Genomic DNA, 25,660 nt, shown 5'->3' on the forward strand with positions numbered 1-25,660 from the left:
GATAGTTGATTCCAATTCTTCCGCTCACTCTTTCACATTACTTTGACATTCACCTTGCTAGAGTCACTCCTACTAAAACTGTGAGGGTGACTCCTTATGATTCTCGCCTCAGCAAACTTAGTTAGTCCATCTAGTGGCGGATCAACCTGAGTATGCCTATGAACACCCGACCTTATGTGTGGATTGATGCGCTGTGGTTTCAAGCGCTGTGGTGGTTGATTGCCTTGCAGCGCGACCAAGCAGGTTTGCCAGTTTTGGCGTTATTGCTGTTGCATCTGGTGCTATTTCCACAACGCCGTCTTGCCTTGGTCAGTGCTTTATTACTTGCACCTTTAGGTTATCTGAGCGATGTGGTGTGGGTGCATAGCCAAATCCTGAATTTTAACAGTGTGCAAACAATTCCATTGTGGATATTAGGACTGTGGGTTGGCTTAATTTGGACACTGCAATGGAGTTTGCACTGGCTTAAACACCTTAAATGGTATTGGCAAGCCTTGATCGGCGCACTAGGTGCTAGCACCAGTTATTACGCCGCCGCTCAACTCGGCACACTTCAGTTTGAAACCTCACTGGAGACAAGTTTGCTCTGGCTTGCGCTGGTTTGGGCGCTGCTATTACCCAGTTTAACGTATGCAATGTCTTATTTAGAGAGGCGTTTTAGTGATGCACAAACCTCGATATCTTAACTATCTGCTGAGTATAGCCATAAGTGCTGTGTTACTTAGCTCAACTGCCTACGCGAATCCAACTAACTTAAAGCCTGTGGGTGAGGCTACGATGACATGGTGGGGGTTTACCCTCTACCAAGCCGCTTTGAAAACCCGTACAGGTGCGTATCAAGAGCGACAATACCCGCTTTATTTGGAATTAACCTATGCACGACCGATTAAATCGGAGTGGATTTTGCAAGCCACCGATCAACAATGGCAACACTTAGGTGTCACTGAGGATAAACGCCAAACATGGTTAAGTGACTTAGCAGCATTATTGCCTGATGTGCAGACCGGTGATCGTTTAGCCTTATATATGCCCTCAGTTCAACAACATCTGTTTTATCACAACGGCAAAGTACTAGGTCGCGTGAGTGATCCTTTATTTGCCGAACAGTTTTTAGCAATTTGGTTATCGCCGCGTACCAGTCGCCCTGAGATACGTGCCCAATTGATTCAAGCCAACAATCCTTAAAAAAGGAGTCCTTATGAAATCGCTCTATCAACGCTGGCTTATCATGCTTACAGGAGTATTTATTATGTTAGGACTGAGTAGTTGTAGTCATATTAATCTTGAAAAAACGCCGACTAATGATCAAAAGCTATTATTAGAAGACTATTTCAATGGTAAAACCCGTGCACATGGTGTGCTATTAGATCGTGGTGGTGCGCCACAGCGTTATTTTGTTGCTGATATTCTCGGCACATGGAATGCACAAACCCAAACTTTGGTGTTAGATGAATCCTTTGTGTTTTCCGATGGTGAACGCAGTAAGCGGGTATGGACAATTAAAAAAGTTGATTCGAATCAATACACAGGCGGTGCAGCAGATGTGGTGGGTGAAGCACAGGGCAAAATCAATGGCAATGTGTTTAATTGGACTTATACCCTTCAAGTATCTTACAAAGGACGTACCATTAATGTTGATTTAGATGACTGGATGTTCTTAAGCAGCAATAATGTGCTGTTAAACCGTGCGATCATGACTAAATTCGGCTTTAAAGTGGGTGAGTTGGTGCTGAGTTTTGAAAAACTCTAGGAGTGAAGATAAAGCAGGTATTTCTAAAACTATCCCTCAAATAAGTGAGTTACTTTTTTAGCCATTTTGCTGTATTTATTGGTAATAACGACAGTATAGAAAGCCAAGACTCATCACTAAATCATTTGCTTAAAGGGATACTTTAGTATGGATATGCCTGCCAACACCCTGATTTACCCTGGGAATTTTGATACTTACAAAAACCCACCCTATATTTCGATAGTTGGTAAGCAGCGTAATCGTGATATTGGCATTACCTATGATATTCCTGCTGGTAAAGTGGTTTATATTAAAAAACTCAAGATAGAGAATACGTTTCTGCCTTTAGTTAAAAAAGGTGAAGGGCAACTCACGATTGAAGATTTGGAAATCAAAGACTTCGGCGGTGATGCCATTAATATTCGGGGCAGTAATGTACGGATTAATAAGCTCTCGATTAGAAATAGCACACCTACTCGTCCCTATAGTCCTGTCTGGATCCCTGAATACTCCGAAAAAGCTATTTTAAAAGCACTTGCTGATAATAAAGAGCAGGTCTATGACTGGCGCTTGCTCGAATGGCTACCGGTAAGCAAAGATAATATCACCACCTATTATACACCGGGCTATCATGTAGATGCAGGTTTACAAGCCTATTATGTACCGAGTATGCGTTTGCAAGCCACCTTCCCAATGCCAAAACCAGGCAATGCTTACAGTAGCAGCTTACCCACTTTAAGTAGTGCGAATATAAATGTGGTAGCGCAAGATTTATATCCCAATCGTGAACCACCACGAGTGATGGCTAAACCTGCACAAGCAGGGCAAGCAGCTCCTCACAAAAAAGTACAGACTCAAGCTGATCCGGCTGTGCTACGTTTATTACAAGATTTAGCCCGAGCAGACATCCCGTATGAGACACAGGTAGCACATACGGGTTCACAGCGGATTACCCAAATTATGCCTTTGCTCGATTTTAATCCTAAACCCCCGCGTTTATTAGCAAGACCACGTACAGGCGGCCACCCCGTAGTAGGACAATCTAGCAGCAATACTGAAGAGCCCATTATTTCTAACATACGCATTGAACAAGCAGATATTAATACGGATTCTTTAGTTGAAAATCCAACGACGCAACAAATACAAGCGATACCTAATCCTAAAGCGCAAGTTTTTATGTTTAGTGAGCCACACCGTTATACTAATATTCATATTGGTAACAAAGGCTTAGCTGTCAAAAGCAGCTATCGTTATTGGTTTGCAGCTAATACCTTAGAAAGCTCTACTATTGGCAGTTATATCAGCCCTCCACGGGTGCAACTGACTAAGAATCCATCGCCCACTGGCTGTGCACAATTACCGTGTATTCGTATTGGTGATGGTTTGGCAGGGAGCCCCTATTTAATCAAGCCGTCCATGTATTCCACTAAAGAGGTGACCCTTATTCGCGTGGATAAAAAGCAGGAAGCCCCTGAACAAGTGGTGTATCGCTAGAGATGCATTAATGCTGACAGGCCTCAGATAATAACGGATTAATAGGACTTAATTTTAATAGCTTTTATAGGCTTATCCATTGGTGGTTCAACTTTTAATAGTAAGGTCATTTCTAAATCACCTAGTAGTAATAATTTAATTTTGGTTATTGAGCTAGATATATCCGCCCTACTAAAACCATGAATTTGCAATTGAGGATGATGCAAATGAAATGACAACCCAGAATCTGGCGACTTGGATTTTTCTGAAATAGGTTTTGTTAACGCTAAGCCATGAGTAGAATAATCAATAATTGATTGTATTAAAATTGCCAATGCATCGTGTAGTTCTGCTTCATTATGTTTTGCTAGCAACTCGATATGTATCTTAACTGCACGTCTTTCTTGATAACCTATTATAGGCTTAGATAAGTAAATAGTAAGTGGTAAAGTTGGTTCACGCAAGGATTTACATTGATAGATTTTTTGCGCGGGCGCATCATGAGTTAAGTGGTAGCTTGCTATCTCCAATACTTGGTTATTGTTATCTCGCACTTCTAGTAACTGTGCGTCTTCAGAAAGTGCTAATATTGATATAAAACCCTGCACTATTGGATCTTTTGTTATTTTAACTTCTTTATCAATAACCGCTTTTTGCTTCCCATGAATAGTATGACTGATAGGCGTACCAATAGGTTGATCTAGAGATTCTAATAAATACTCCAAATTAACAACTATAAGAGTCACTGATTTTAGACTAACTGGGGGCAGGTAGCTTTCTAATAACTGTTGCAGAGCATTTAACATTTAAACAAACGCCTAAAATACTATTAAGATTAATGATTATTAGTATCAGATAAATATCTAATATCCACTAATAGTTGTTGTTGAAAATTTGAATTTTTTTTATTCATATCTGCTAATTTATTTGCATACAGAGGTAACCATCCATTAGGTTTTATTCTATAGAGCGCTTCATTAAGCGCTTCATTATAAATATCTGTACGATAATACCAGATCACGTCGTAAGCCTCCGTCTGTAGCACGATCCACCAACGTGTAGCCGTTAATTTAATAGGCTTAAGCCACTCAAAACGCAGCCAAGCTCCTTGCTGCAATAAATTTAAATTAGGCTGTTTTATTGTGTGTAACGGCGCAAGCGCAGGCAATCCTTGTTCATCAGCATGTAGACTGACAAGAATAGTTAAGGCTACCTGATTCAAACTTTTTAAATAAATATGGATAGCTGATAAAGCAATTTCCTCCTTTAATGTGAAAGCTTGTGCCGCTGAATAATAATTATTACACAACTGACCATTCCCATATTCTTCATTATTCTTCGCCATCTTTGCTCCTAGCGATAGCTCATTTCGCTGAGCTACTACTGCTTCAATTTTTTTAATGGGCATTGGAGTATGATTGATAAATTCTTGCTCACTAAATTCAATAGTTGTTCGATTAGCAGCTTTGAGTAGTAATGGAATAATTTCGGTTTCAGGATGGTCGTCAATATAACGATTAAGAGCCTGTTTTAATCCATGAATATTAACTGGATTATGAGGTAATACTCCTTGATGCGACCAAAAAGGCAGATCATCGCCAATCGCCATGCTAACATGACAAGCCTGTTGAGTGATCTTTATCTTAAGAGAATCTTGATAATTAAGGTGGATTTTGGTAGGTAATAATACCTTATCTTTAGCTTCTAATAGTTCTATTAGAAGCTCGCTAGCTGCGACGACTGGAAAATCAATATCAATTCTGCCATTTTCATCAGCTTGAAAAGTATCAATAGGTACAAGTGGTAGCCAAACTCCTTGACTAGCTATTTTAATACGTATACTAATACTGTTATTTTTAATAGGAGATTCAAAATATATACCCGCTATTGCCACCTCGACAGGTATTTTATTATCTTCTAATTTATTTTCTAATTTTGAGAAAATTCTAGCGATAACTGGATTTTCTGATGACTGATCTACTACCGAATTAGTAAAAAAAATTCTTATAATAGAAGTATCTATTTCATTTTTTTCAGACGTGGGACTAACTTCTAAAAAATCTTTTTTATTCGAAACAATACTTAATACTGCTTTATCCAACTTATTTCTTGATAAACGATGTACTATGAAAGGCATTCCTTTGACCGCAGAATGCACTTCTAAAGGTTTACCAACTTCTATCAATCCATTTATGCTAGTAAACTTCAAATTAATCTCCTGTAATTTATTCATTATAAATTACTATATTAAAGTTTTACCAATCACAATAAAAAACTCCCTATCTTCACAATCATACTCCTTATTTTAATTGCTTTACGTTTTCATAATAAAAGCAAGTACATAATAAGGTGGCATTAATACCTTATCACTTAAAAATTTTATAAGAATATCATGTTTATGTTCACCATCTGTCGATGTAGAGGTCTCTGAGAATAGTTTCATATCGTTATCAATGTCAATGCTTGTAAATCTGCCGTCCTGATAATTTTGTGCTCTCCACCGGGAAGGAAGTGTTTGCTTATGAGAATGACTTCCAGCTAAGTTTGTTTGATTATTTATATCAATGGATAATTTATCGCCATCGCTTTTAGTTCCAATGTTATGAATTAAATTGGCACCCAAAACAAACTTATTCGTTAAATCGGGCGTGCTATTACTTCCATCGCATAACACCCATCCTTCTGGAAGCGTGTCACCAGACCACATGATTATAGAACCCTTAGGTAATCTTTTGCCAATATCCTCTGTCAGTTTTTTGCTATCACCCAGCTCCTTTTTTAATTGCTCATTTATTTTTTTTTGTTTTTCTATCTCCTCGGTTAGATATTCTTTTACATCTAGAATATCTTTTTTTATTTTAATTTGTAAATCATTCCATTCTGCAGCTAGCATTAAATCGCCCGCATTTTTAGGAAAATACGGCTTAGTAGCGTCTATATCGCTCATTAGAATTTAATCTCCCAACCTAAAGTCATATCTAATTGACTCGTACGTGTTATAGTAGGAAAGGTTACTTGATTATATAAAACCTCCTGATCTTTATTGAATTCTTTTAAAACTAATCCAGCGGCAGTAATATTTTGCGCATTAGCGGTACTAACAAGTTTTGGAAAAACAGCTTGAATTTTAATAACTGCCCATCGTGTTCCGTCTATGTCGCGTGTTTCAATAGAAGGATTATGAAGTTCAATTTCATTAACACTCGCGCTATTGAATAATTCTTCTTTATTTTCCGCGACTCTAACCTTTATTTTTTCAATACGTGATTGACCACAAAAAAGGCGTGCTAATAATACCCGTCCCTCCGGTGTAATAGAGTTATTAGCCGTACGTCTTTCGACAATAGTACCACTATTATCCATCAGTGAAATTTCTAACTGCCCTGTAATAGCATGAAATACCTTCAAAATGCCTCTCCCTAAACAACGAATTCTTTTAAAAAAATCAGCAATAAACTACTTATGCCAACAACATAAAATCAATATGGGTTAAATCATACATGCCTGCCAATAGCACCTCTTGACGTTCAAGATTATACTCGTCCTTTAACAATAGATTCATAGAAAATTTCGGAGTATCTTCATGAGGAGAAATAGATTCCCAAGCATCACTAATCAAGTATAAATTTATATGCAAAGACAAGGTTGGCTCATTAAATTGATGCTCAATATCATCTAAACTCTCAGGAAAAACTAATTCCGCACGTATACCAGCGGTACGATAACGCTTCAGATCATCATGAACTAATTGCAGTGCTCCTCTTTGCAAAGCAGCGTCCATATAATGATTATGTCTGTGATGTTTTTTCGGAATAGTAAGTCGAAAATTAAAAGGAGGGCGAGTAAACCAATGTAGTTCTAATGAAACCCTTAACTCTGACTGCTCTTCAGTTGTTGATTTGTTGCTGGGTGTTACATCTTGCCATGAAAGCAACCAGATATTATCACCAGGTAATAACTTTGGAGGTCTGATTATTCTCTCATCTGAACCAAAGCGTAGTCCTTGGGTTGAATCGGTTTCACCAAAACGACAATAGATAGGGTCAATATTTTTTCCATACTCAAAAAATACGGATCCTGTTGTATAATGATGATCGTCTTTGCTCAAACGCTTCACATTACCGTTCGTTTTCAGCTCTGTTTTACCTTCAGGATAATCTTTGAGCCACTGATGATGTTGTATTTCTTCATAAGTCTCGAAATAGCCCAGCTCTTCCTGACTCATGAAAGGATAAATAAATAGTTCATCGCCTTTTTTTAGTTCTTGATTTATTGTTAATTGCTCACCACTACGACGACTCTTCATACTTAGACTCTTTACACCCCCACCCACGACCTTAATCTTAATACTAGGTCTATCCTCCCATAAACTATCGCTTTTCAGTGTAAAAGCCTCGGATAGCTTTAATAATGGCTTAGATTCTTTAATAGGGTGGATAGGATTATCCGTAAGCCAGGCTGTTATGACAGCATTGTGCCGACAGGAATGATGGTTAATAAATGTATTGTTGGTACAGTTAGTACATTGCGTACGGTACTCTAATGGCATACCCCATGCTATGGTAGTATCTTTATTATCAATTAAATCGGGATATTTGATATTTGGACAAGGCCATACCCCTAGATTAGCCAAAGCACGCGATAAAATAGCGCGAGGTGTTCCTGTGCCCTGATGTAATAAAAGAGCCGTAATTTGCAAACGTTCACGAAATAATTCTGAGGGCTCAGGTTTTAATAAAGCTTTAAATTTCTCTAAAATATCCGGATTATAGTTATTATCTGTATTTACTCGAAAGTTTTTTTGATCTTCATTTTTATCTGGAAATTTGAATTTTAAACCTACGAACAAGTTTTCTAACCATTCTGCATAATATTGCTGTAAACCTTGGTTGAGATTTTTACTTGGATAACCAACTAATATGGATAAGGATTCAGTGAGTTCTTTACTAGAACGAAAGTAAACAGTTAATCCTTGTTTGTCTTCAATACTACTTAAATGAGTCAAACGTGAAGGTAGACGATAAACCTGCAATAGCGCACCTAAGCGATCTAATGCACTGGTTGATACTTCGCCTACTGCATTATTAGGAATAGCACCTGTAGCTAAAGCCACCCAACGATCATATAATACTCGGCGCATTGACTGATCTAAACCGTGCAATTGCTCAGCGATTAAATCCAATAAAGCCCCTAGAATACTTTCTTTATTTTGAGGTGTTAATAGTGCAGGTAAATGCTTGCTGAGACGTTGATAGTATTGATCAGATGACATTTTAGTTCCCAGCTACGGAAGTACTATTGTCAGCTTCCCGCTCAATAATCACTACAGAACGTAATTGCAACACTTCACGAAGTTGAAGTGGTTCTTTAAAATTATTTTTGTCAAATTCACTTGCAAGCTTCTGTTCATTAACGATTAATTCGACTACCTTCCCTGTGTTTTCATGAACCACTGTAATGGTTAGCTGAACAATATCATCTTCCTCAAAATCGTTAGCGTCATTTTTTTTATTCCAGAATTCCTCAGCATTAACATGATAAATTTTGTCCTTTTTGTTATTAATCAAATCATTTATTAAATTAATAAAATTAGCAGTAATTTTTTCTTTAGCCTCAGCCCTATTCAAAGACTTTTTCAAGTCATTCTTTATTTCAAAAGCAATATCCAAATAAACAATGGGTTCTGGCCCTTGCATTAATAAACGTATTGGACGTTTATCTATTGATAATACAGCACACCCATCAGATGGAATCATAATATCACCGCTGCCATTTCGATATAATGGAGTATTATCTTGCCATGAAATATTCGGTGTATTCTCGCCAAGACTATACACTTTCATTAAGAAGTTATTATTATCCAGTGATTCACAGGCAGCGACGGCTTGATGACCGAGCAGAATACTGCGAATTTTTTCTTGCCGAATAGGCATACCTGTGGTGATTTGACTAAAATATTGTTTGATTTTTCCTATTAAATCCATCTCTATTGCCTGTTTTTGTAGAGATGAGAAATTACCTTCCAAGGTTAATACAGCCGCTAAATCAATATAAAAATGGCGCGTTTTACTAGCTTCTACCAATATACCAGCGGGTCGCACCTGTTGAATACGTTGTCTAATATGCGCCATGGTTTCGTCGCTAAGATTTTCATCACCTACCACCACTTTAATACGCCCTGGTGCCAAACTAGGCTCATCGGGATATTCTAAAATTTTTACTTGCTCTATACCCAACGCACGCACAGACTGTTCCAATGCCGCCACAGTTCCACTCTGTACCGAATGTAGCGCATGATGTGAGCGTTTACGTAGAGCTTCGTCATCCTCACCTTGCTGACGTTTGACTAATGCCAATTCATTATAAACCCGCTCTATCCCTGTAATCGGGCGTGGCATTATTTTTAAGGATTGTGCAGGAATTGCATCTTCTTCTTGAGCAGGCTCTAAACTTTGTATTTCGACCTGCACCACTAACTCACCATGAGATAAGGTAGCATCTTGTAAGGTGGCACATAACAACACATCTTTACCCGCCACTAGCGTACCTGCTGGTATATAAATATCCTCTGGTGCTGGCAAGCTACGTGCAAAACTCACGCGACCTTCTAAATGACCTGGCTGGCGACGTTTAATCCCTAATAGCCAGATGACCTTATCTAAGGCTGCGCCTTGTGCAGTATCCAAATAAGCATTTTGATAGACCGAGTCTAACTGTTCATAAACCACAGCCAACTCACGAGCAAACACTTCTAATAGAGTGCGGGTAACACTGCCCTCGCGTGCATCGGTAAGGCTAATACGCCCACCACCACCTTTCGCAGCATCTTCTAATAAATCACCGACTAGTTTTGCAAAATCTTTTTTAATAAAGGGGGCTGGCTGCTTATCAAGCATCAATACTCACTCCAATCGGTAAGGGTTGAGCATAGCCAATCGCTTTAATCTGCGCGAATACTTGAATACTGTTTAGGCTATCCGCTTGCGTACTAACACTTACTTGCAATACCTCTTCCACCCGATCATCCTCCAGTAAGGTCTTACGCACATAACGCCGAATGAGCTCTCGATTAGCTCTATCAAGAGGCTCACCTAAAAAGTCGCGAATCCGACTGCCATAACGTGGATGTCCTAGTTTGCTTAGCTCACCTTGATCTAACAATAAGCGCAACGTCAGGGCTTGCACTAAATTGTCCACACCACTCACCGTTTCTACGCCTGATACCCCTGCTAAATGGATGTGATTAGTATAAAAATCCAATTTTAAGTCAACACCAAACCTATCTTGCATAGCAATAAACCTACATAAATTTGCCTGGAGTTGTAGTCGCTCCAGGCGGGCAAGCAATGCCGGGGGCTACCATCACTTGTGCTGTAAATAAACTGAATCCTAAGTCCAAGGTTTGTGCGATTACCTTGGCTAAATCAGGCGCATACTCACCTGCAATATGATGTTGTTGCAAAAAACCATTAACACTCGCTTCCAAACTAGTCTGTAGCGGCACAGGCATGAATCTGCCAGGTGAAGTGCTCACAAAGCCTGCTACAGCTATACCAGGTAATACTTTAGATTGATGGGTAAATAGTGTTATGGCTTGTGCAATACTGGCGGCTACAGCCTTAGCCAAATCCTCTGCATATTCGCCACGCAACCCTTGTCCAGCCAATAAACTTTTAAGCATACCTTCAATGGGCTGTGCTCCTGGTCCACCTGTGGGTGGCGGCATTAAACTTCCCATGCCAATCGTCGAACCACTACCACTAATAGGATCGACAGCCGTAGGAATACCAGGCATAACCATACCCATTGCCAACAGCAAACTTAATGTTTGTGCCACCCCTTCGCTTAATGCTTTAGTTAAACTAGGTGCAGCTTCACCCTGTAAACCAGCTGCTTGAAAAAAGCCTTTAGCAGGGGATTCGATTTGTGTTGCAACGGGCGCTGGCATTATTTAGGCCATGTAATATTAATGGTGCTGTTTTTAAAGGCTTGTTTCCAACCTACATTAATAATAATGTGGTAGCCTTCATTAAAAACCTCCTCGGCAAACTTAACTAATGCTTGACCATTATTCTCTTTACCTGATCCTGCTTCTAATAAATAGCATTCCCCATTTGGTGTAAAGGCTACTGCCGTATCAACAGCATCTACAAAGGGACGACCACCCTCATCACTATGAAAAACACGATTAACTTTAGATTCTTTAGGGCAGTGAGCGCCAATCACACTATTAATCAATTGTGCTATGTTAAATACAGCGTTACTGATATTACCGACTACTTTACCTATCTTATTCGTACTCTCTGTTTCTACAATTTTATTTGACATGTTCTTTACAGTTTCTTCAGACTCATGATCAACAATTCTAGAAAAACGTGCGGGATTCTCTTCGTAGACCGATTTGACAGGCCAAATAGCGAATAAATCATAATCACCTACCACAGCATTCAAATAGGCTTGCTCACTCGTATAATTAAGATGTGGGTTTGTCATGATCAGTAAGGGAGCAAAGTCGTTTTTAGAAGAGCCTATTTTTTCTTTCATACTTTTATATAAATCTTGATACTTAATTTCCTCCTTACCTTCTTTTACTTTTTTTGTATTTTTTTCCTCAAATTTTCTAATTATTTCTTCTTCAGTAGATTTTGTATATATTTCGCTTGGTTTGTATAAGACTTTCCAATTTTTTGTACCAGTATCCCATTCCAGTTTAAATGAGTAGCTTTTATTACCTTGTATAAATAATCCTATTTTATTTTTTTTATCCTCACTTGTAATAATTATATATTTTTTACTTAATAGCCAGTTGACACGTTCTTCACTAATTCTCAATTCTGTCGTACCAGATCTTACCATCACTACAGAACCATCTTTTTCTTTTGCAGCCCCTTGCTCATAAGCATTATTCAAAGACTTATTGTTTTCATAAAGATTGTCAGCCAATCCCTCAATAGCATTCTTATTAAAAAAAGGATCAAAACAGATAAAGCCAGCAGCGACACCTGATTGGCAGGATTTTGCTTTAACATGGAAACTTTTAGCGTCATAACCTTCAGCTAATAAACCTTCACAAGCTTCACCTGGTGTTCTGGTTAAAATAATACAGTTTTGACCCTTCGCTACCTGTAGAAAAGCCTTCTTATGAGCTTCTGAAATACCTTCTTTTTTTAGTTGTTCTGGAGTAATTTTACTTAACATATATAATCCTCTTGTAATTAGGGGTCATTATTTTGCTTTGACATGAGCTGATGCCTTTAAAGGTTTGCCCGTGAAATAACACTTATGACTTTTTTCAGTAATTACCCCAGAGCCACCATCACCTAACTCTATTTTGCCTGATGCATCAATTTTACAATCTTTACATTTTACATTGACGTCACCTTGTGTTTCGATACTTAATTGACTTTCGCCTTTAATATCAATATCACCATCTTTTTTAATAGTAATAATAGTCTTGCCTGCTTGAATAGTAATAGACTCTTGTTTGCCAATAATAATAGAAGTCTGTTGATCCTCTATAGACGACACAAAATGGAGTTCTTTTGCCTCGTGAACAGGTGGATTAGCTTTATCGGAATAAAGCCGTCCCACCACAATAGCCCGATTAGGATCACCATGTACGTAATTCAATAGCACTAGCTCACCTACAGTTGGTAAACTCACCATTCCAATATGCGGCGTTGCAATAGGTACGTAACGTAATTCCAAATTACTTTCACGTAATTTGACATTACATTCATAATTATGAGTATCACCTTCTTGGTGAGGAAAAATACTGGTCACCACAGCAATATCAGCTATCCGTAACTGCTGTAATTCCTCTCTAATAAGAGTACGTATGAGTGCTAATGAGTCGATCATAGGATTGATTAACTATTTATTTATCTGTGGATCATCGCTTATAGGATGATTACTTGCTTTCTCATTTTTTTTCTGAGATGGATATGGTACAGGTTGACAAATTATTTCTTTATCTGTATCTAAATACATTAACCGATTAATAGTTTTAAATCCCAATCCTTTTTCTTCTTTTATTTCATTAACTTCTTGGAAATTCTTAATATTTTCCGCCATATCATCTTTAATATAGCCAAGTTGGTCTAACATCTTTTCCAATTCTTTTTTAGCATCCTCTTGTATGCTCTCGGGTAATTTAAAATTTTTACTAAGATGCTCAATTCTGCTATCTTTACTAAAAAAGATTGACGTAGAAGAATTATTTGGTTTTCTAGCACCACCTTTCACTTGATTTTTCACAATTAAATCTGATGGTAAATGCAAACCTAGCCATCTTAAATTATGCTTAATATCCGCTTTATAATTAGCTCGAATATTACATTCTTGATACAATAACCATTGTAATAATCTTATTTTGCCTGTTTTATCTATATCAATTAGCCCATCCTCAGTGTATTTAATTACTAATAACTCATATAGCGCTTTTTTAATAACTTCAATATCTTCTGGTTCAGGAATAATTTCCACATACTTATTTAAACCATCGATAACCGGTTTAATGCCTGGGATCATATATTCATCTTCTTCATTATGCGAACCTTTCTGCGCTAAATTTTTATCGTTTGAGAGGATAGCTTCAGCCATATTTTGAATATCCTCGAATGTAGATTTTTTTAGCATCTCAGTTAATAGTTCGGAGGATACCTCCCACATAGCCTTTAAGGAATCACCTTTTTTCAAAAACTCTTCCATCACAAAAACGTAACACTGAATAAAGGCGAGTGCATCGATAGTATAACCAATACCATTGGCAAGCTTTTCAGAAAAGGCATCGCTTTTTAATTCATTATTTTCATAACTTAAATATTCATTGAGTCTGGCTATCCTTTGCCATTTAGTCATTTGTTCAGTTTCGCTACCTTGTATATTTTTTACATCATCTAAACTTTTTTTCAACGAGTTTACAACCTTAGAAAAAGTTATAAATACATTGGGCTTATTTTCGCGTGCAATTTTTGCTAAAGCCTTAGGTTGAATCTCTACTAATTCTTTAAAATTGCTATTTAATTGTGTTTCTGCCATAAAAACTCCTCACTATAGAAAATAATTCTTAAGCTGTTAATTGCGTTTTATTTATATGAGAATCTGAAATAGATTTCACCAATAAATTATCAAATCCTATACTCACTAGCTGCAATCCCTTGCCCACTTCCAAAATTTTATAAAAACCAGATTGCATTAAAAAATCTTCAGATTTATCTAATAAAAAGCCAACTTCATTCTTAATAGAGTTGACCATACTCAAGACACCATCTACTCTATTCCCGACTACGGAATTACTAGATTCATCTATTAAATATAAAAATTCTTTAAAAAAATCTTTTAAACCACTACTTGCCTCACCCGTAAAGTCCAAAATAACTTTATAAGATGTAATAAAAATATCAATCAAAGAAATCAATTTAATAAAATTTTCTATTTTTTTGAAAACTTCAATGATAAAACTAATTTTTTTTATCAAAAATTCTTTAAGACCCGCATCTGACAATATCTCAGCAATTTTTTTTGTAATTTCATGACTCAAAATCTGAGATATTTTTTCTAAAAAATTCTTCAATATATTACTTATTGATTCCAGTTTTTTATTTTCAAATAATTTCCTTAAATCATTAAAAACCAAGCCTTTACTACCTACTAATTTTACTATTTCTTCAGATATGTCTATTGCTTTACTACCGACTTCTTTAAATAATTTTAAATAATCGAGTCCGCCAGAAAAAATCAACTTTCCTAATTCTGTTAATTTTGAAAAATCTATCTTCTTAATACCGTCTTTAACCTGATCCCAAACCTCTGAAATTTTATCGATAAAACCACTGAACCCTCCTGACTTTTGAATACCATTTAGTAAATCAGCCCCTTTTTGAGGATTCACATTAGCGATTGAGGTAACTATTCCACCTAATTGCTCAGGCTCAAGCTTATCGATATTACGGGTAATAGATGCTCCCACATCATCCATATCCAGTTTTTCTACTAAGGCAGGATTTTTTGCCAACTTATCAGACAAGGAGGCTGGATTCTCGACTACATCAGCCGTTGCTAACGAGCCTTCTTCCCACTGTTTAGCCTCTTGTTTAGCAGCTTCATTGATAGAAGCCGTATCCGCATTTGATTTAACAGGCTCTTCAATATGCTCACGTAAACGCATGGAAAACCGAATACGATTGGCATACCCCGCGACTTGACGCGCCTCAAAACTTTCAATAACAACATCGGTTAATTCAGAGCCAATCACAATATCGGCGGCAAAAGGGAGCGGACTCGCCTTAGCCTGTGCCTGACGTAATTGTTCCATTTGCTCAAAGGCTTGCTCGCCTAATAACAAGCCTTCTAACACCAAGTTAATAGGTTCGCGCCCCATATCTTGGAATACACTGCCTTGTTGTTCAGGCACACGTTGTTCTACCAGTGTACGTGCTTCTTCGGTATAAAGGTTTTGTGCGCCTGGTAAACTGATCTTCCCTAAACGAACTGCCATGTATTAAGCCTCGCTAACATGTCAAATGGGTAACTAAACCCGTTTGCCGACTTAATTCATGCCGAACGCAGCGAACTCTAAGAGGATGATTGTTTTCTTTTAATAATGGGGTAACGCTGTGATCTTTTGGAATTTTATCTAATACAACTAGATCAGCGGGCATCACTGATGCTGTGCCATGTACACTAATCTTTCCTCCAATACGTCGCGATGCTAACCACGTCATACGCGCTAGTGCAGACTGCTCAACCGCTTCCTGTGTTCTCAATGCGCCATCATAAACACGTCTCACTTGTTTGCCTAAGCTACCACTGCGTACATTGCCCTGCTGATCAAGGCTAACCTTACTCGAAATACTAGAAATATCTGCACTAAGCCAATGTGCTTTTTCTGCGCCCTGTGTACCACCAGCGCCTTCACCCCATAACTCTATACTGTCAAACGGCAAACGCTGTTCAATCACCTGCAAAGCACGAATTTGACGCCCAAACTCAAAATGATGTTCTGTACCCCGTTGTGTAGGGGTAGTTACATAGATTTTGCCATCACCTTTACAATAAAGATCAGCACCACAACACTCTGCTAACTTGGTTAGATGACTTAATAGAGGCTGATGAGGATGAATGAGATAAGACTGTACCTCAGCTCCTTGACATATTTCACCACACTCAAGATCAGCTTGACTGATTAAGTCTTTGATGATGAAGTGTAGTTTTACCTTTTCATACACTATTGCTAACTGTTTACTGGCTAAGCGTGAAATAGCGTCAAGGGCTAAAATTTTTTGAGTTCCAGCGCTAATTTCCATATCAGTCACTTGCCCTGTAAATACAGTGTGCATCCCTTGACCTGTATTTAATTCAACTTTAACGCTTTCACCGATGGCTAAGGGTTTAAAATTCGCTCCCGATAACTCAAACTGACAAAACCCACCTAAGCCATCCATGCCTAATTCTGTAGTTAAGGACAGTAATAAGCGATCATTGTCTTTAATTTGATTAGTCGCCACATAACTACCCGCAGTAACTTTGTAAGCAAGTGTCATGGCAATAAACCATGTCGGCGAACAATCAGTTTTAACTGTTCATTAAAAACTTCCAGACAATTACTAGGATTCTCTGCACTATGCTTGGTGCGATCCTGTTTTCCTGTAAAAGTGGAATCAACAAATAAAGGCTCAGCACGATTAGCGTGAAACGTAGATGCAACCTGATCACTCTGTTCTGGTTCTATGCTGGAATTGGGCGGCAAAGGTGTTTGATAAGTCGATTCAAACACAGGCTTTGGCAAATAAGACTCTATCGACTGTGATGTTGAAGCACCTACAGTTTTTTTAGCGCGGATAGGCAAACCATAGGGGGTGTTATTCACTACTGGTAATGCAGTTTGAGTATTTGTCTGACGACTACTGACTTGCTTACTCCTAAGATTCTCCAACGCAATGGCTTCAGTAGGTAGCATTGAATAATCATGTATAGGTTTAAGGTGATTTTGTTCTTCAATAATCTCTAATGGCTTAGAGACACCATCAATATTTTGCGTTAGTTCATGCTTTAAGTTTGTATGAACCATAACACTGGTAAGCTGATTACTAGGGGAGCTACTGGTACTCGTTTGCTCAGAAACAGGTGAGAAATGCTCCCGATCGTCTGCTAAAGAATTTGCTTTATAGGTTACGGGGGTCGCATGAAGTTGACTTTCATTACCCCTCGCCACCAGAAGATGATTGCCTGTAGCCAGAATAGGTTTACGATTATGGATAGGCTGCACTTGAGTTAACAACGGTACAGCATTCAACGACGCCTCATCCATGAAATCATTACTTTTTGCTAACATAGTATGGACTGGCATCTGTAACAGAGCCTGTCCTTGCTTATGAATAGGCATTACTGTTGAGCCAGATACACCCGTTGATGGCCTTAGTTGAGAAGTGCTTGGAGTAGTTGTAGAAGAGTCTGCAACAGTTTTACTGGCTGGAACATCAAGCACCCTTGAGACCTGAGCCTCTGATAACGCTGCTGGCACACTTAACTCCATTTCTAAGTGATACAAAGCATCTTCCATGCAACGAGTAATAGGCTCTAATAATCTCATCAACAAGGTATCTATAGATAACTGAGTTAACCTATGCATGTTACTCATCCTCAATCTGAATCAATACCGCATCTGGTGCATCTGCAAGCTTAGATCGTTGTGGAGCAGAGCGAACAGGTGGCGATAATGGTAGTAGTGGTGAACATGTTTCTACTTGATCTAACATAGCTATTAAGCGATCTACTTCAAAAGCGGGAGTTGCCCACACTTGACTTGGAGTCCAGCCTAAGGCCTTACATAAACGCAAGGTGCGCTTAGCAATGTATGTTGATAATTGTTGACTTTGTGTTAATCCATCGCCTGTTAATAAGGCATCCAACCCCGTGTGATTTGGCATATTAAGTTGTACCACTTGATTGAATAAAGTGGTGGTTTGCGCTGCATTTAGGCTATCTAACACGGCTTCAGGCAGATCAATCACACAAGCTTTAATCATAAGGTTTAAGTAGTTGATAGGATCAAAGTAATGGTTTTGTTGGGCATGATCATCAACATGAAATAAACTTGCGTTCAATGCGAATAGGCGTTGCTGCTCAGCCCACGGCTTTAAGGTAAACACCTTACCTTCGTAATGAAATTCAGGGTTATTAAGCCCTGTGGTTAAGTCGGCCTCATTACCACCATTCAACCACCACAGAATCAAAGCCGTTATAGAAGCAGATGGTTCGATAGCAAGATTATTATCGGTTAATACTTGCTCGATTAAGCTTTCAACGCTTACGCTAAGACCTGTTGACGTAATGACTAAACTATTGCGTAACGCTCTTAAGTGCTGAGCATAGTGCCAAACCTGCAAACAAAACGGTGTAGGCGTTAAAACCTGCAATTCATACCCTGCGCCCTGGTAAATCAGACTCCACAATACACCATCTAACACTATTTCATAGTTGGCAGTGAGTCGGTCTGATTGAGACCTAGAATGACCGTTAGGAGCAAAGCCCTCCTGTGCCATAAACTGTTTTACTCTTCACGTACACGAGTAGCCGTGAATACATAGGTAGTGACGACGGTTCCACCTGCACCAATACTAAAATCCTTACTCTCCACAAAACACTCATCAAAAGAGACTACACGTTTAGCTGAGTTCGCCGACTCATCTTTTTTAAGATTTGCAACGATTTGGAATTGGGCTTGTTTATCTAATAAACTATCTAACTTGTAATGTGCTGAACGCACTGTCATTTCACCTTGCACTACCCGTAAACCGAAATTAACAGTAACACGCTCGCCACTCCCAATTGCACGAATATCTTCACGTTCAGTGACAATGCGATAGGCTAAAGACTGTAGCCCCTCAACCACTTCGCCATCGACCAATACATTACTACGGTTAGCACTAAAAACAGTTGCTGCCATGCTGGGTTTCCTTAAACTTGTACAAGAACAGTGGCGTAAATGAAATCAATGGCTCGTACTGGGCGAACAGCCATATCAATACGCACAATTCCCTGCGCAAAATCGGTTTGACTGGAATAAACATTCACTTTAAAGGCTGGATCAGAACCGTCGGTGGAGGGCACAAGTGCACCTTCTTTTTCCATTTGCATTAAGAAGGCAATGAGTTTTTGTTTGAGAGCAATGCGCCCATCTTCGTTATTCAAACGACCAATAAACAGTTCACTAATACTTTTGACACCGCGTACTGCATGGTCGGCAATACGGCGCACACTGATTTGATCACCATCACTGGTTAAACCCCTGAGCACAATAATACCGCGTCCCTGATAACTCACGACAGGAACGATATTTTGCTTCAACAGTGCTTCTTGAGTTTCAACGCCTAGACTAGGGCTTACCGAAGCAATGGATAATGATTTGAACGTAGGTGATTGAAAATAATCAAGACTACCTATCATGCCTGCAACCGCTCCAGCAGTAGATGCGGGTGCAACCAAGACCATACGATCAGAATGCAATGTTTCTGACAATTTCACTGCATTCTCTGAAATTTCTTGTTCTGATGACCCTATTACTTGAGCAAAACCAATCCGACCTTGGCTTTTTTTACTCATTTCTTCGCAATGACTACTGATTTGGCTATAAATTTCTTTAGCAGCGTCGATATCAACAGTCGAAGGTATAGATACCATTACCATATCGACATCAGGTTCATTTTTTAATTTATTGATGGCATCGCTAGTTAGATCGTTCCAAGATTCATTACTACCATTAGCCAGAGGAATTCTTACTTCTTGTGTAGGAGTGTTTTGGCTGGAATTTTCTTGTTTTGGAAAGGAAACAGTATCAAGGACACGTAAAAAACTTGAATTATGTTCAAGCTGTTTTAGAAAATCAGATTCTTTGATATTTCTATGCGTCTCTACTAATTTTTCCTTAAAATAAATTTTTAGATCACAGGCAATATTCCCACTAATACTTTTCCAAAACACAGAATATGCAATTTCATTTCCTAATGTTCCAGGTATTTTACTTTCAAGTTTGAAGTTCCCTTGATCTGAATGAGTATGATTTGCTTTAGTAATTTTATCTTTATATTCTAGGGGAATAATAACCAATTCTGATACACCATTACTAAGTGCTTGCAGAACCTCCGGCATAGTGTAGGCACTAGCAGAACCAAATAACTCAATAAAACGATTCCAACTTTTAACGCGCCCTAGACCTTGTGTTGGTATTTTCTCTGTTAAACCAATAAGTCCCAAGATACCAGAAGGAGCTAGTTGTGGTGGCAAAACCTCTTTAACAACTTTTACTTCAACGCCCGGAATAATTAATGTCACTCTACACTCCTCGCAGTAATTTCATCCCTTATTCCAGTCAAAATAAAAGATATTTTAAGAGTCTTTTAAAATTTTTACTTAGAATAACACATTAAACTTAATGATTTAAAAAGTTAATCATTTTAAAATCATGTATATTTTTTATACATCTTGAGTATAGTAGCTAATCCATAATTAACACAATGCACTTTAGTTGTAAGAGAGGTCATGTCTTAGAAGAATTGAATGCTGGTGTTTATACCGTTAAGCATCATCCGATGCTGTAGTGGATACAGAGGTAGTGTGATAGTCACACTCGCGTTGAAGTGTCGTTACTGTGAGAGGAATGAGCAGTATTAAACCGTGCGATTACGACTAAATTTGGCTTTAAAGTAGGTGAATTAGTGTTGAGTTTTGAAAAATTATAAATCCGCCCTACTATAACACTATCATCCCCCACTGAATGTAATACAGCGCCGATGTTAGTGTTATTGGTTGAAGATCATCGTTTACTGGCACAAACCATTATGGACTACCTCAATAGCGAACAGATTGAGGTAGACTATGCCGCCCACGGCTTACAAGGTCTGCACCTCGCCACGACCAATACTTACGATGCCATCTTATTAGATATAAACCTGCCTGAAATGGATGGTTTTGAACTCTGCCGCCAGCTCCGCCAACATTTTGCCATTGATATTCCTATTTTAATGCTCACGGCACGTGATCAATTGGATGATCGACTCACGGGCTTTGAACAAGGCGCGGATGATTATTTAATTAAACCTTTCAATAACAAGGAGTTAGTGGCAAGACTCAAAGCCTTAATCAAACGTTATCGCGGTGAAGTTGCCTCCAAACGTTTGCAATGGGGTGATTTAGTCTTAGATACTGGCACACAGCAAGTGTGGCGGGAAGGCAGGGAAGTCATTTTATCACCCACTTGTTTTAAAATCTTACGCATTCTGATGCGTGAATCTCCGCAGGTGGTGAGCCGCGAACAGTTACATAATGAGTTATGGGGCAGTGATACACCTGATACCGATTCGTTGCGTAGTCATATCTACAATCTACGCAAAGCACTCGACCAACCTTTTCAAGCAGAACTGATTCAAACCGTTAAAGGTGTTGGCTTGCGCCTATTTGCGCCTGTGCAAAACGCACCTTAACACAAGTCCCTTGTTGGGGCTGGCTTTGAATGGATAGTTGCCACTGATAGCGATCACACAACCGTTTTACAATATCCAGCCCTAAGCCATAACCTTGTTTTTCTTGTGTTTTCGGCAAACGTTCAAAGGCTTGTTGCGCGACAATAATCTCTGCTTCACTCATCCCTAAACCTGTATCACACACTTCTACTGCATCGGCTTGGATATGCACGGTCACACTACCTTTGAGGGTGTAATTACAAGCATTTTGAATCAGGTTGCCTAATACAATATTTAATACTTGGCGCGGTGCTTTCACTACTAAAGAAAAATCCGCCTTGAGTTGTAAACTGACATCATGTTGAGTGAGATGATGGGTCTGCGTGACTTGCTCTAGTAAGGCAGTGGCTAACTCATTGACTAAGACATTTTCTTCAGCAGCATGATTTTCTTCTCGCGCTAATAACAACAGTGTTTCAATCAAGGACAGCATATCGTCACTGGTACTTTGCATACGATTAATCACCCGTTGCTGCAAAGGTTCTTGCGCTTGTTTTTCCAGTAACTCTAATGAACCTCGTATCACCGCCAAGGGTGTACGTAACTCGTGGCTCACATCACGCGTAAAGGCGCGTTCACGCTCCAATTGACGTTTTAGGCGTTGGGTAAATTCTTGTAGAGAATCCGCCAAAATACGCGCCTCATCATTTAGAGCTAACTGATTATAACCTTCTAATTTTAAGGCGTCAGGCTGATCACGGCGCACATCAAAGTCACGCACGGTTTGCGCCAGCGACACCAAGGGGGATAAACTGTTTTTTGACCAACGATAAGCCAACCATGCCGATACATAAATCACCATCAAGGCAAGGCTTAACGGTACAACACCAAAATAAAACGACAGTTTACCAACACTCTGTTCATCAAAAACCAAAAACAAACGGTCGCCGTGTTTCTCTTCCACATAAATAATAGGCTGACGTCCATCAAAACTAATGCGCCGAAAGCCGAGTGGTACGGACTTTAGAGTGTCGGGAATCTGGCTATAATCACCTTGTTTGGCAATATAACCCATCAGATTATCCGTATTGGGGGTCGGATGATTGGGGTCTTTTTTTAACAGATTCCAGTAATGAATTGCCTCACCTTCTAAGGCAGCTTTAATCATAACTTTTTCGACAATGGTGGCGGCGATATACACGCCCAAAACCGTGATCGCGCTAATAAATAGCATTTGTAAGACAAATACTTTTACCAGTTTGCGATAAATTCCACTGGGCTTGGACATAGTAGTGATTCCTTAGTAAATCGAGTCTTTATTGTGTTGGGGCAAGCTTCGTGAGGTATTCGCTTCGCCTTAATGAAGAGCGCTTACCCTAATAATACTTTATTAAGCGCTAATCCGATTAGCCAAGGCTTGCAAACGTTCAATGTGTGGATGCCCATCTCGTTTGGCTTGCGCAATATTGCCCGACAAATCCCAACCCGTAGAACGCTCACCATTGGCTAATAAACGCAGGATTTCGGCTTCAGCTTGTAGGTAGTCATGGGGGAAATGAGCGAGGCAATAGAACCAGAGTTCGAGTTGTAAACTGGGGTCTTCGGGCTTATTGTCAAAGGCTTGTTCGAGTAAGGTTTTGCCCTGTGTGTAATCGCCCTTGATCAGTTTGAGTTGAGCGTAATTGGCGTAGGGATAGGGATCATTAGGATTTACTTTAATCGCTTGCTGGTACAGTGCTTGCGCACGGTCATAATCGTGGCGGATTTTCCATAAGAAATTGGCGAAGTTGCCAAGATGGTTGGCAAGCTTAGGATAGGACTCAATGGCTTGCTGGTACAGTATTTCGGCACGGTCGTAATCGTGGCGGATATGCGATAAGAAATTGGCGAAGTTACCAAGGTGGTTGGTATGCTGAGGATCGGTCTCAATGGCTTGCTGGTACAGTGTTTCCGCATGATCGTAATCATGGCAGATTTCCCATAAGAAAGTCGCGAAGTTGCCAAGGTGGTCGGCATGCTTAGGATCGGCCTCAATGGCTTGCTGATACAGTGATTCTGCACGGCCATAATCGTGGCGGATTTGCCACAAGAAATAGGCGAAGTTGCCAAGAAGTGTGGGTTCTTTTGGAAATACTTTTAATGCAGTTGTGAAAAAGGTTTCATTATTTTCCCAATCCGTAGGCAGTCGACCTGCAAAGCTTTCTGTTTCTAACCATTGTTGCATTTCAAAAGAATAAAGCTTTCTAATTCTTTTTTTTATAATGTAAAAAAATTTTTTATAAAGTGTTGCCCCTGCTAAAGTAAGCTCAGATACATTGTTCGCTACCCTCATCTTTTGAGCATTATTGAAGGTAAGCAAACTACCTAATCCCAACCAAAAAGCCTCACGATCATGTCCTGTATAACGTTGCTCAAAAGCCTGATCTGCCTTAATGCTATGATAAGCACCTTCCAATAACAAAGGATTGTCAAACTCAGGTAGCGGTGAATCTTTTTCACGAGCCCAATTTTCTAGTTTAGCTTGCAAATGCTCCCAATCTGTTTTTTCCTTTATCCATTTTGCCAAGCGCCCATGAAGCGCGGCACTGACGCTATCCAGCCACACGCCTTCACGCTTTGCCCAAGCTTCTAATGCGGCTCGTGTTTCATCATGCAAGAAATACAGATCAGGGTTTTGCTCCCGATACACCAAGCCTTTTTCCTCATACACACGCAAACGCGCTAAGCCAGCTATTGCGCCCAGTTCTTCGGTCGGAAACAGTAAGACAGCCATCTCGCGTTGTACAGATTGCCGTGGCAAAGCCAAACGCCAAAATACACGATCATCAGGTAACACATGGGTTAGTAAACGTTGCGTGACATACAGCAATAAACCGTGACGTTCATCGCTTTGGTAACTGTTTAGTAAGGGTTGCCATTGCGCCGCTTGCCAATCCCATGTCGGCTGCCAATCCACCATTAAACGCAGCACACGATCCAATAAAAAAGGATTGCCCACCGTCAATTGTTGCAAACGTTGAATATCATTGGTTTCAGGCGAGCGGATGTGGCGCGGCAAACTGGCTTCTAAATACTGCTGAATTTCCGCAGCCGTAAAAGCCGGTACTTGGATCGTGGGGGCAAAATAGCTGGCTGGCAATTGCCCCAGTTCACGCAAAGCGGGGGGGCGACCTGCAAAGGTGAAAATCACAGGTTTATCTAATAAAAAATGCGCCAAGCCCGCACAGTAAGCTAACCAAGGCATGGGCTGTGCGTTTTCTGTGACAGGGGTTCTTAGTTCACCATCATCCATAAATTGCAAACGGGTGGGTAGGCTCTTTTGGGCACTTTGCTCCAAGGTATCCACCAGAATCACACCACCTTGCGCAAAGTCCTCCGCCAACGCACGAATTAATTTTTCTTCGGGCTGTTTCAGTAAACTCTGATGTTGCTTGTTTTCAGCACGCTGCCAAAAATCATAGACAGCCTTGCCCGCGCCTTTAACCGTGTCGAACACCAGACCATAATGCTCATCGACATGCTTTTGTAATAAATCAGCCGCATTGCTGGCATCATCCCCATACACCTGCAACAGATTGCTAAAACTTTCGTAGGTACTGTGTAGCTTTTTACGTTTTTCTTCAAAATACTCCACATGGACCGCTTCTAAGCCCAACCACATATCTAATGCAGTTGCCACCGTCAAATGCGGCAAATCAATATACAAAGCGGGAATAGAGTGCTTGTCGCAATAAGCAAAAAATCGTCGCAGCAAACTGGTTTTACCTGCCCCACCCACGCCAATCAGCGGCAATACATAAGGCTTTTTATCCGCCAATAAAGCCACAAACTCATCTTCAGCAACGCGATGAATCCAGTTATTTGGTTGAGCAATACGCGGAATTGGCATGGGCAAGCGCTTTTTGAAAAGGTTGAGGGCTTAAGCATTGATAGTACAATGAAATGCTGGTTTGATGTGCTGTTTGTTCAGAACGATATTAGACACCCAGCTATTACT

Annotated in this window: 24 protein-coding genes; 5 read left to right on the top strand and 19 right to left on the bottom strand. The window is 39.5% G+C overall.

Features of this window, described 5'->3' with window-relative positions:
* Positions 1-152 precede the first annotated feature (152 nt).
* The 4 genes from A3IE_RS0104895 (at position 153) to A3IE_RS0104910 (ending at position 3,223) form a co-directional block, all read left to right on the top strand.
* The gene (locus A3IE_RS0104895) at positions 153-686 is read left to right on the top strand and encodes a DUF2878 domain-containing protein (protein WP_020394478.1); all 534 of its coding nucleotides are present in this window, start codon (positions 153-155) and stop codon (positions 684-686) included.
* Complete coding sequence (locus tag A3IE_RS0104900) at positions 664-1,185, top strand: chalcone isomerase family protein (protein ID WP_110721364.1); 522 nt, start codon at positions 664-666, stop codon at positions 1,183-1,185. Before A3IE_RS0104895 ends, A3IE_RS0104900 begins: the two co-directional genes overlap by 23 nt.
* 13 nt (positions 1,186-1,198) lie before the next feature.
* Positions 1,199-1,750, top strand: coding sequence for a DUF3833 domain-containing protein (locus A3IE_RS0104905; protein ID WP_020394480.1), 552 nt, complete (start codon positions 1,199-1,201; stop codon positions 1,748-1,750).
* 147 nt (positions 1,751-1,897) lie between these two features.
* Positions 1,898-3,223, top strand: coding sequence for a hypothetical protein (locus A3IE_RS0104910; protein WP_020394481.1), 1,326 nt, complete (start codon positions 1,898-1,900; stop codon positions 3,221-3,223).
* Positions 3,224-3,261: 38 nt separating this feature from the next.
* On the opposite strand, the gene A3IE_RS0104915 is transcribed toward A3IE_RS0104910, so the two are convergent.
* From A3IE_RS0104915 to A3IE_RS0104995, 17 genes are all read right to left on the bottom strand, one after another.
* A complete protein-coding gene (locus tag A3IE_RS0104915; RefSeq protein WP_020394482.1) occupies positions 3,262-4,008 on the bottom strand; it encodes a hypothetical protein in 747 nt (248 codons plus the stop codon).
* A 29-nt stretch (positions 4,009-4,037) separates the two neighbouring features.
* Positions 4,038-5,435 carry a hypothetical protein gene (locus A3IE_RS0104920; RefSeq protein WP_020394483.1) on the bottom strand — a complete coding sequence of 466 codons (1,398 nt, stop codon included), beginning with the start codon at positions 5,433-5,435 and terminating at the stop codon, positions 4,038-4,040.
* Positions 5,436-5,516: 81 nt separating this feature from the next.
* Positions 5,517-6,149, bottom strand: a complete 633-nt coding sequence (locus tag A3IE_RS21895; protein ID WP_020394484.1) for a tail fiber protein — start codon at positions 6,147-6,149, stop codon at positions 5,517-5,519.
* Entirely contained in the window at positions 6,149-6,610 is a 462-nt protein-coding gene (locus A3IE_RS0104930) for a hypothetical protein (RefSeq protein WP_020394485.1), read from the bottom strand. Before A3IE_RS0104930 ends, A3IE_RS21895 begins: the two co-directional genes overlap by 1 nt.
* 52 nt (positions 6,611-6,662) lie before the next feature.
* Positions 6,663-8,474: a hypothetical protein gene (locus A3IE_RS0104935; protein ID WP_020394486.1), complete on the bottom strand. Its 1,812-nt coding sequence runs from the start codon at positions 8,472-8,474 to the stop codon at positions 6,663-6,665.
* A 1-nt stretch (position 8,475) separates the two neighbouring features.
* A complete protein-coding gene (locus A3IE_RS0104940; protein WP_020394487.1) occupies positions 8,476-10,098 on the bottom strand; it encodes a baseplate J/gp47 family protein in 1,623 nt (540 codons plus the stop codon).
* On the bottom strand, positions 10,091-10,492 hold the full coding sequence (locus A3IE_RS0104945) for a contractile injection system sheath initiator (protein WP_020394488.1): 402 nt from the start codon (positions 10,490-10,492) through the stop codon (positions 10,091-10,093). Before A3IE_RS0104945 ends, A3IE_RS0104940 begins: the two co-directional genes overlap by 8 nt.
* Before the next feature lie 10 nt (positions 10,493-10,502).
* Positions 10,503-11,150 carry a hypothetical protein gene (locus A3IE_RS0104950; protein ID WP_020394489.1) on the bottom strand — a complete coding sequence of 216 codons (648 nt, stop codon included), beginning with the start codon at positions 11,148-11,150 and terminating at the stop codon, positions 10,503-10,505.
* Positions 11,150-12,400 carry an anthrax toxin-like adenylyl cyclase domain-containing protein gene (locus A3IE_RS0104955; protein WP_020394490.1) on the bottom strand — a complete coding sequence of 417 codons (1,251 nt, stop codon included), beginning with the start codon at positions 12,398-12,400 and terminating at the stop codon, positions 11,150-11,152. Before A3IE_RS0104955 ends, A3IE_RS0104950 begins: the two co-directional genes overlap by 1 nt.
* A 27-nt stretch (positions 12,401-12,427) precedes the next feature.
* Entirely contained in the window at positions 12,428-13,063 is a 636-nt protein-coding gene (locus A3IE_RS0104960) for a phage baseplate assembly protein V (protein WP_020394491.1), read from the bottom strand.
* A 12-nt stretch (positions 13,064-13,075) separates the two neighbouring features.
* Positions 13,076-14,242 (bottom strand): hypothetical protein, encoded by a 1,167-nt coding sequence (locus A3IE_RS0104965; protein WP_020394492.1) that lies wholly within the window; start codon positions 14,240-14,242, stop codon positions 13,076-13,078.
* Positions 14,243-14,270: 28 nt separating this feature from the next.
* On the bottom strand, positions 14,271-15,701 hold the full coding sequence (locus A3IE_RS21900; protein ID WP_020394493.1) for a DUF6046 domain-containing protein: 1,431 nt from the start codon (positions 15,699-15,701) through the stop codon (positions 14,271-14,273).
* A 13-nt stretch (positions 15,702-15,714) separates the two neighbouring features.
* On the bottom strand, positions 15,715-16,746 hold the full coding sequence (locus A3IE_RS0104975) for a hypothetical protein (protein WP_020394494.1): 1,032 nt from the start codon (positions 16,744-16,746) through the stop codon (positions 15,715-15,717).
* Positions 16,743-17,834 (bottom strand): hypothetical protein, encoded by a 1,092-nt coding sequence (locus tag A3IE_RS0104980; protein ID WP_157832836.1) that lies wholly within the window; start codon positions 17,832-17,834, stop codon positions 16,743-16,745. Before A3IE_RS0104980 ends, A3IE_RS0104975 begins: the two co-directional genes overlap by 4 nt.
* A gap of 1 nt (position 17,835) precedes the next feature.
* Positions 17,836-18,747: a hypothetical protein gene (locus tag A3IE_RS21905; RefSeq protein WP_157832837.1), complete on the bottom strand. Its 912-nt coding sequence runs from the start codon at positions 18,745-18,747 to the stop codon at positions 17,836-17,838.
* A gap of 8 nt (positions 18,748-18,755) precedes the next feature.
* Entirely contained in the window at positions 18,756-19,151 is a 396-nt protein-coding gene (locus tag A3IE_RS0104990) for a hypothetical protein (RefSeq protein ID WP_020394497.1), read from the bottom strand.
* An 11-nt stretch (positions 19,152-19,162) separates the two neighbouring features.
* Entirely contained in the window at positions 19,163-20,536 is a 1,374-nt protein-coding gene (locus A3IE_RS0104995) for a phage tail sheath C-terminal domain-containing protein (RefSeq protein WP_020394498.1), read from the bottom strand.
* A 458-nt stretch (positions 20,537-20,994) separates the two neighbouring features.
* Between A3IE_RS0104995 and A3IE_RS0105000 the strand changes: the two genes are divergently transcribed.
* Complete coding sequence (locus A3IE_RS0105000) at positions 20,995-21,684, top strand: response regulator transcription factor (protein ID WP_020394499.1); 690 nt, start codon at positions 20,995-20,997, stop codon at positions 21,682-21,684.
* Here A3IE_RS0105000 and A3IE_RS0105005 read toward each other — a convergent pair.
* Both A3IE_RS0105005 and A3IE_RS21910 read right to left on the bottom strand, forming a co-directional pair.
* On the bottom strand, positions 21,635-22,951 hold the full coding sequence (locus tag A3IE_RS0105005; protein ID WP_020394500.1) for a sensor histidine kinase: 1,317 nt from the start codon (positions 22,949-22,951) through the stop codon (positions 21,635-21,637). The genes A3IE_RS0105000 and A3IE_RS0105005 overlap by 50 nt on opposite strands.
* Positions 22,952-23,053: 102 nt before the next feature.
* A complete protein-coding gene (locus A3IE_RS21910; protein WP_020394501.1) occupies positions 23,054-25,552 on the bottom strand; it encodes a tetratricopeptide repeat protein in 2,499 nt (832 codons plus the stop codon).
* Positions 25,553-25,660: the final 108 nt, after the last annotated feature.

The organism is Thiolinea disciformis DSM 14473 (assembly GCF_000371925.1).
Lineage (GTDB): Bacteria > Pseudomonadota > Gammaproteobacteria > Thiotrichales > Thiotrichaceae > Thiolinea > Thiolinea disciformis.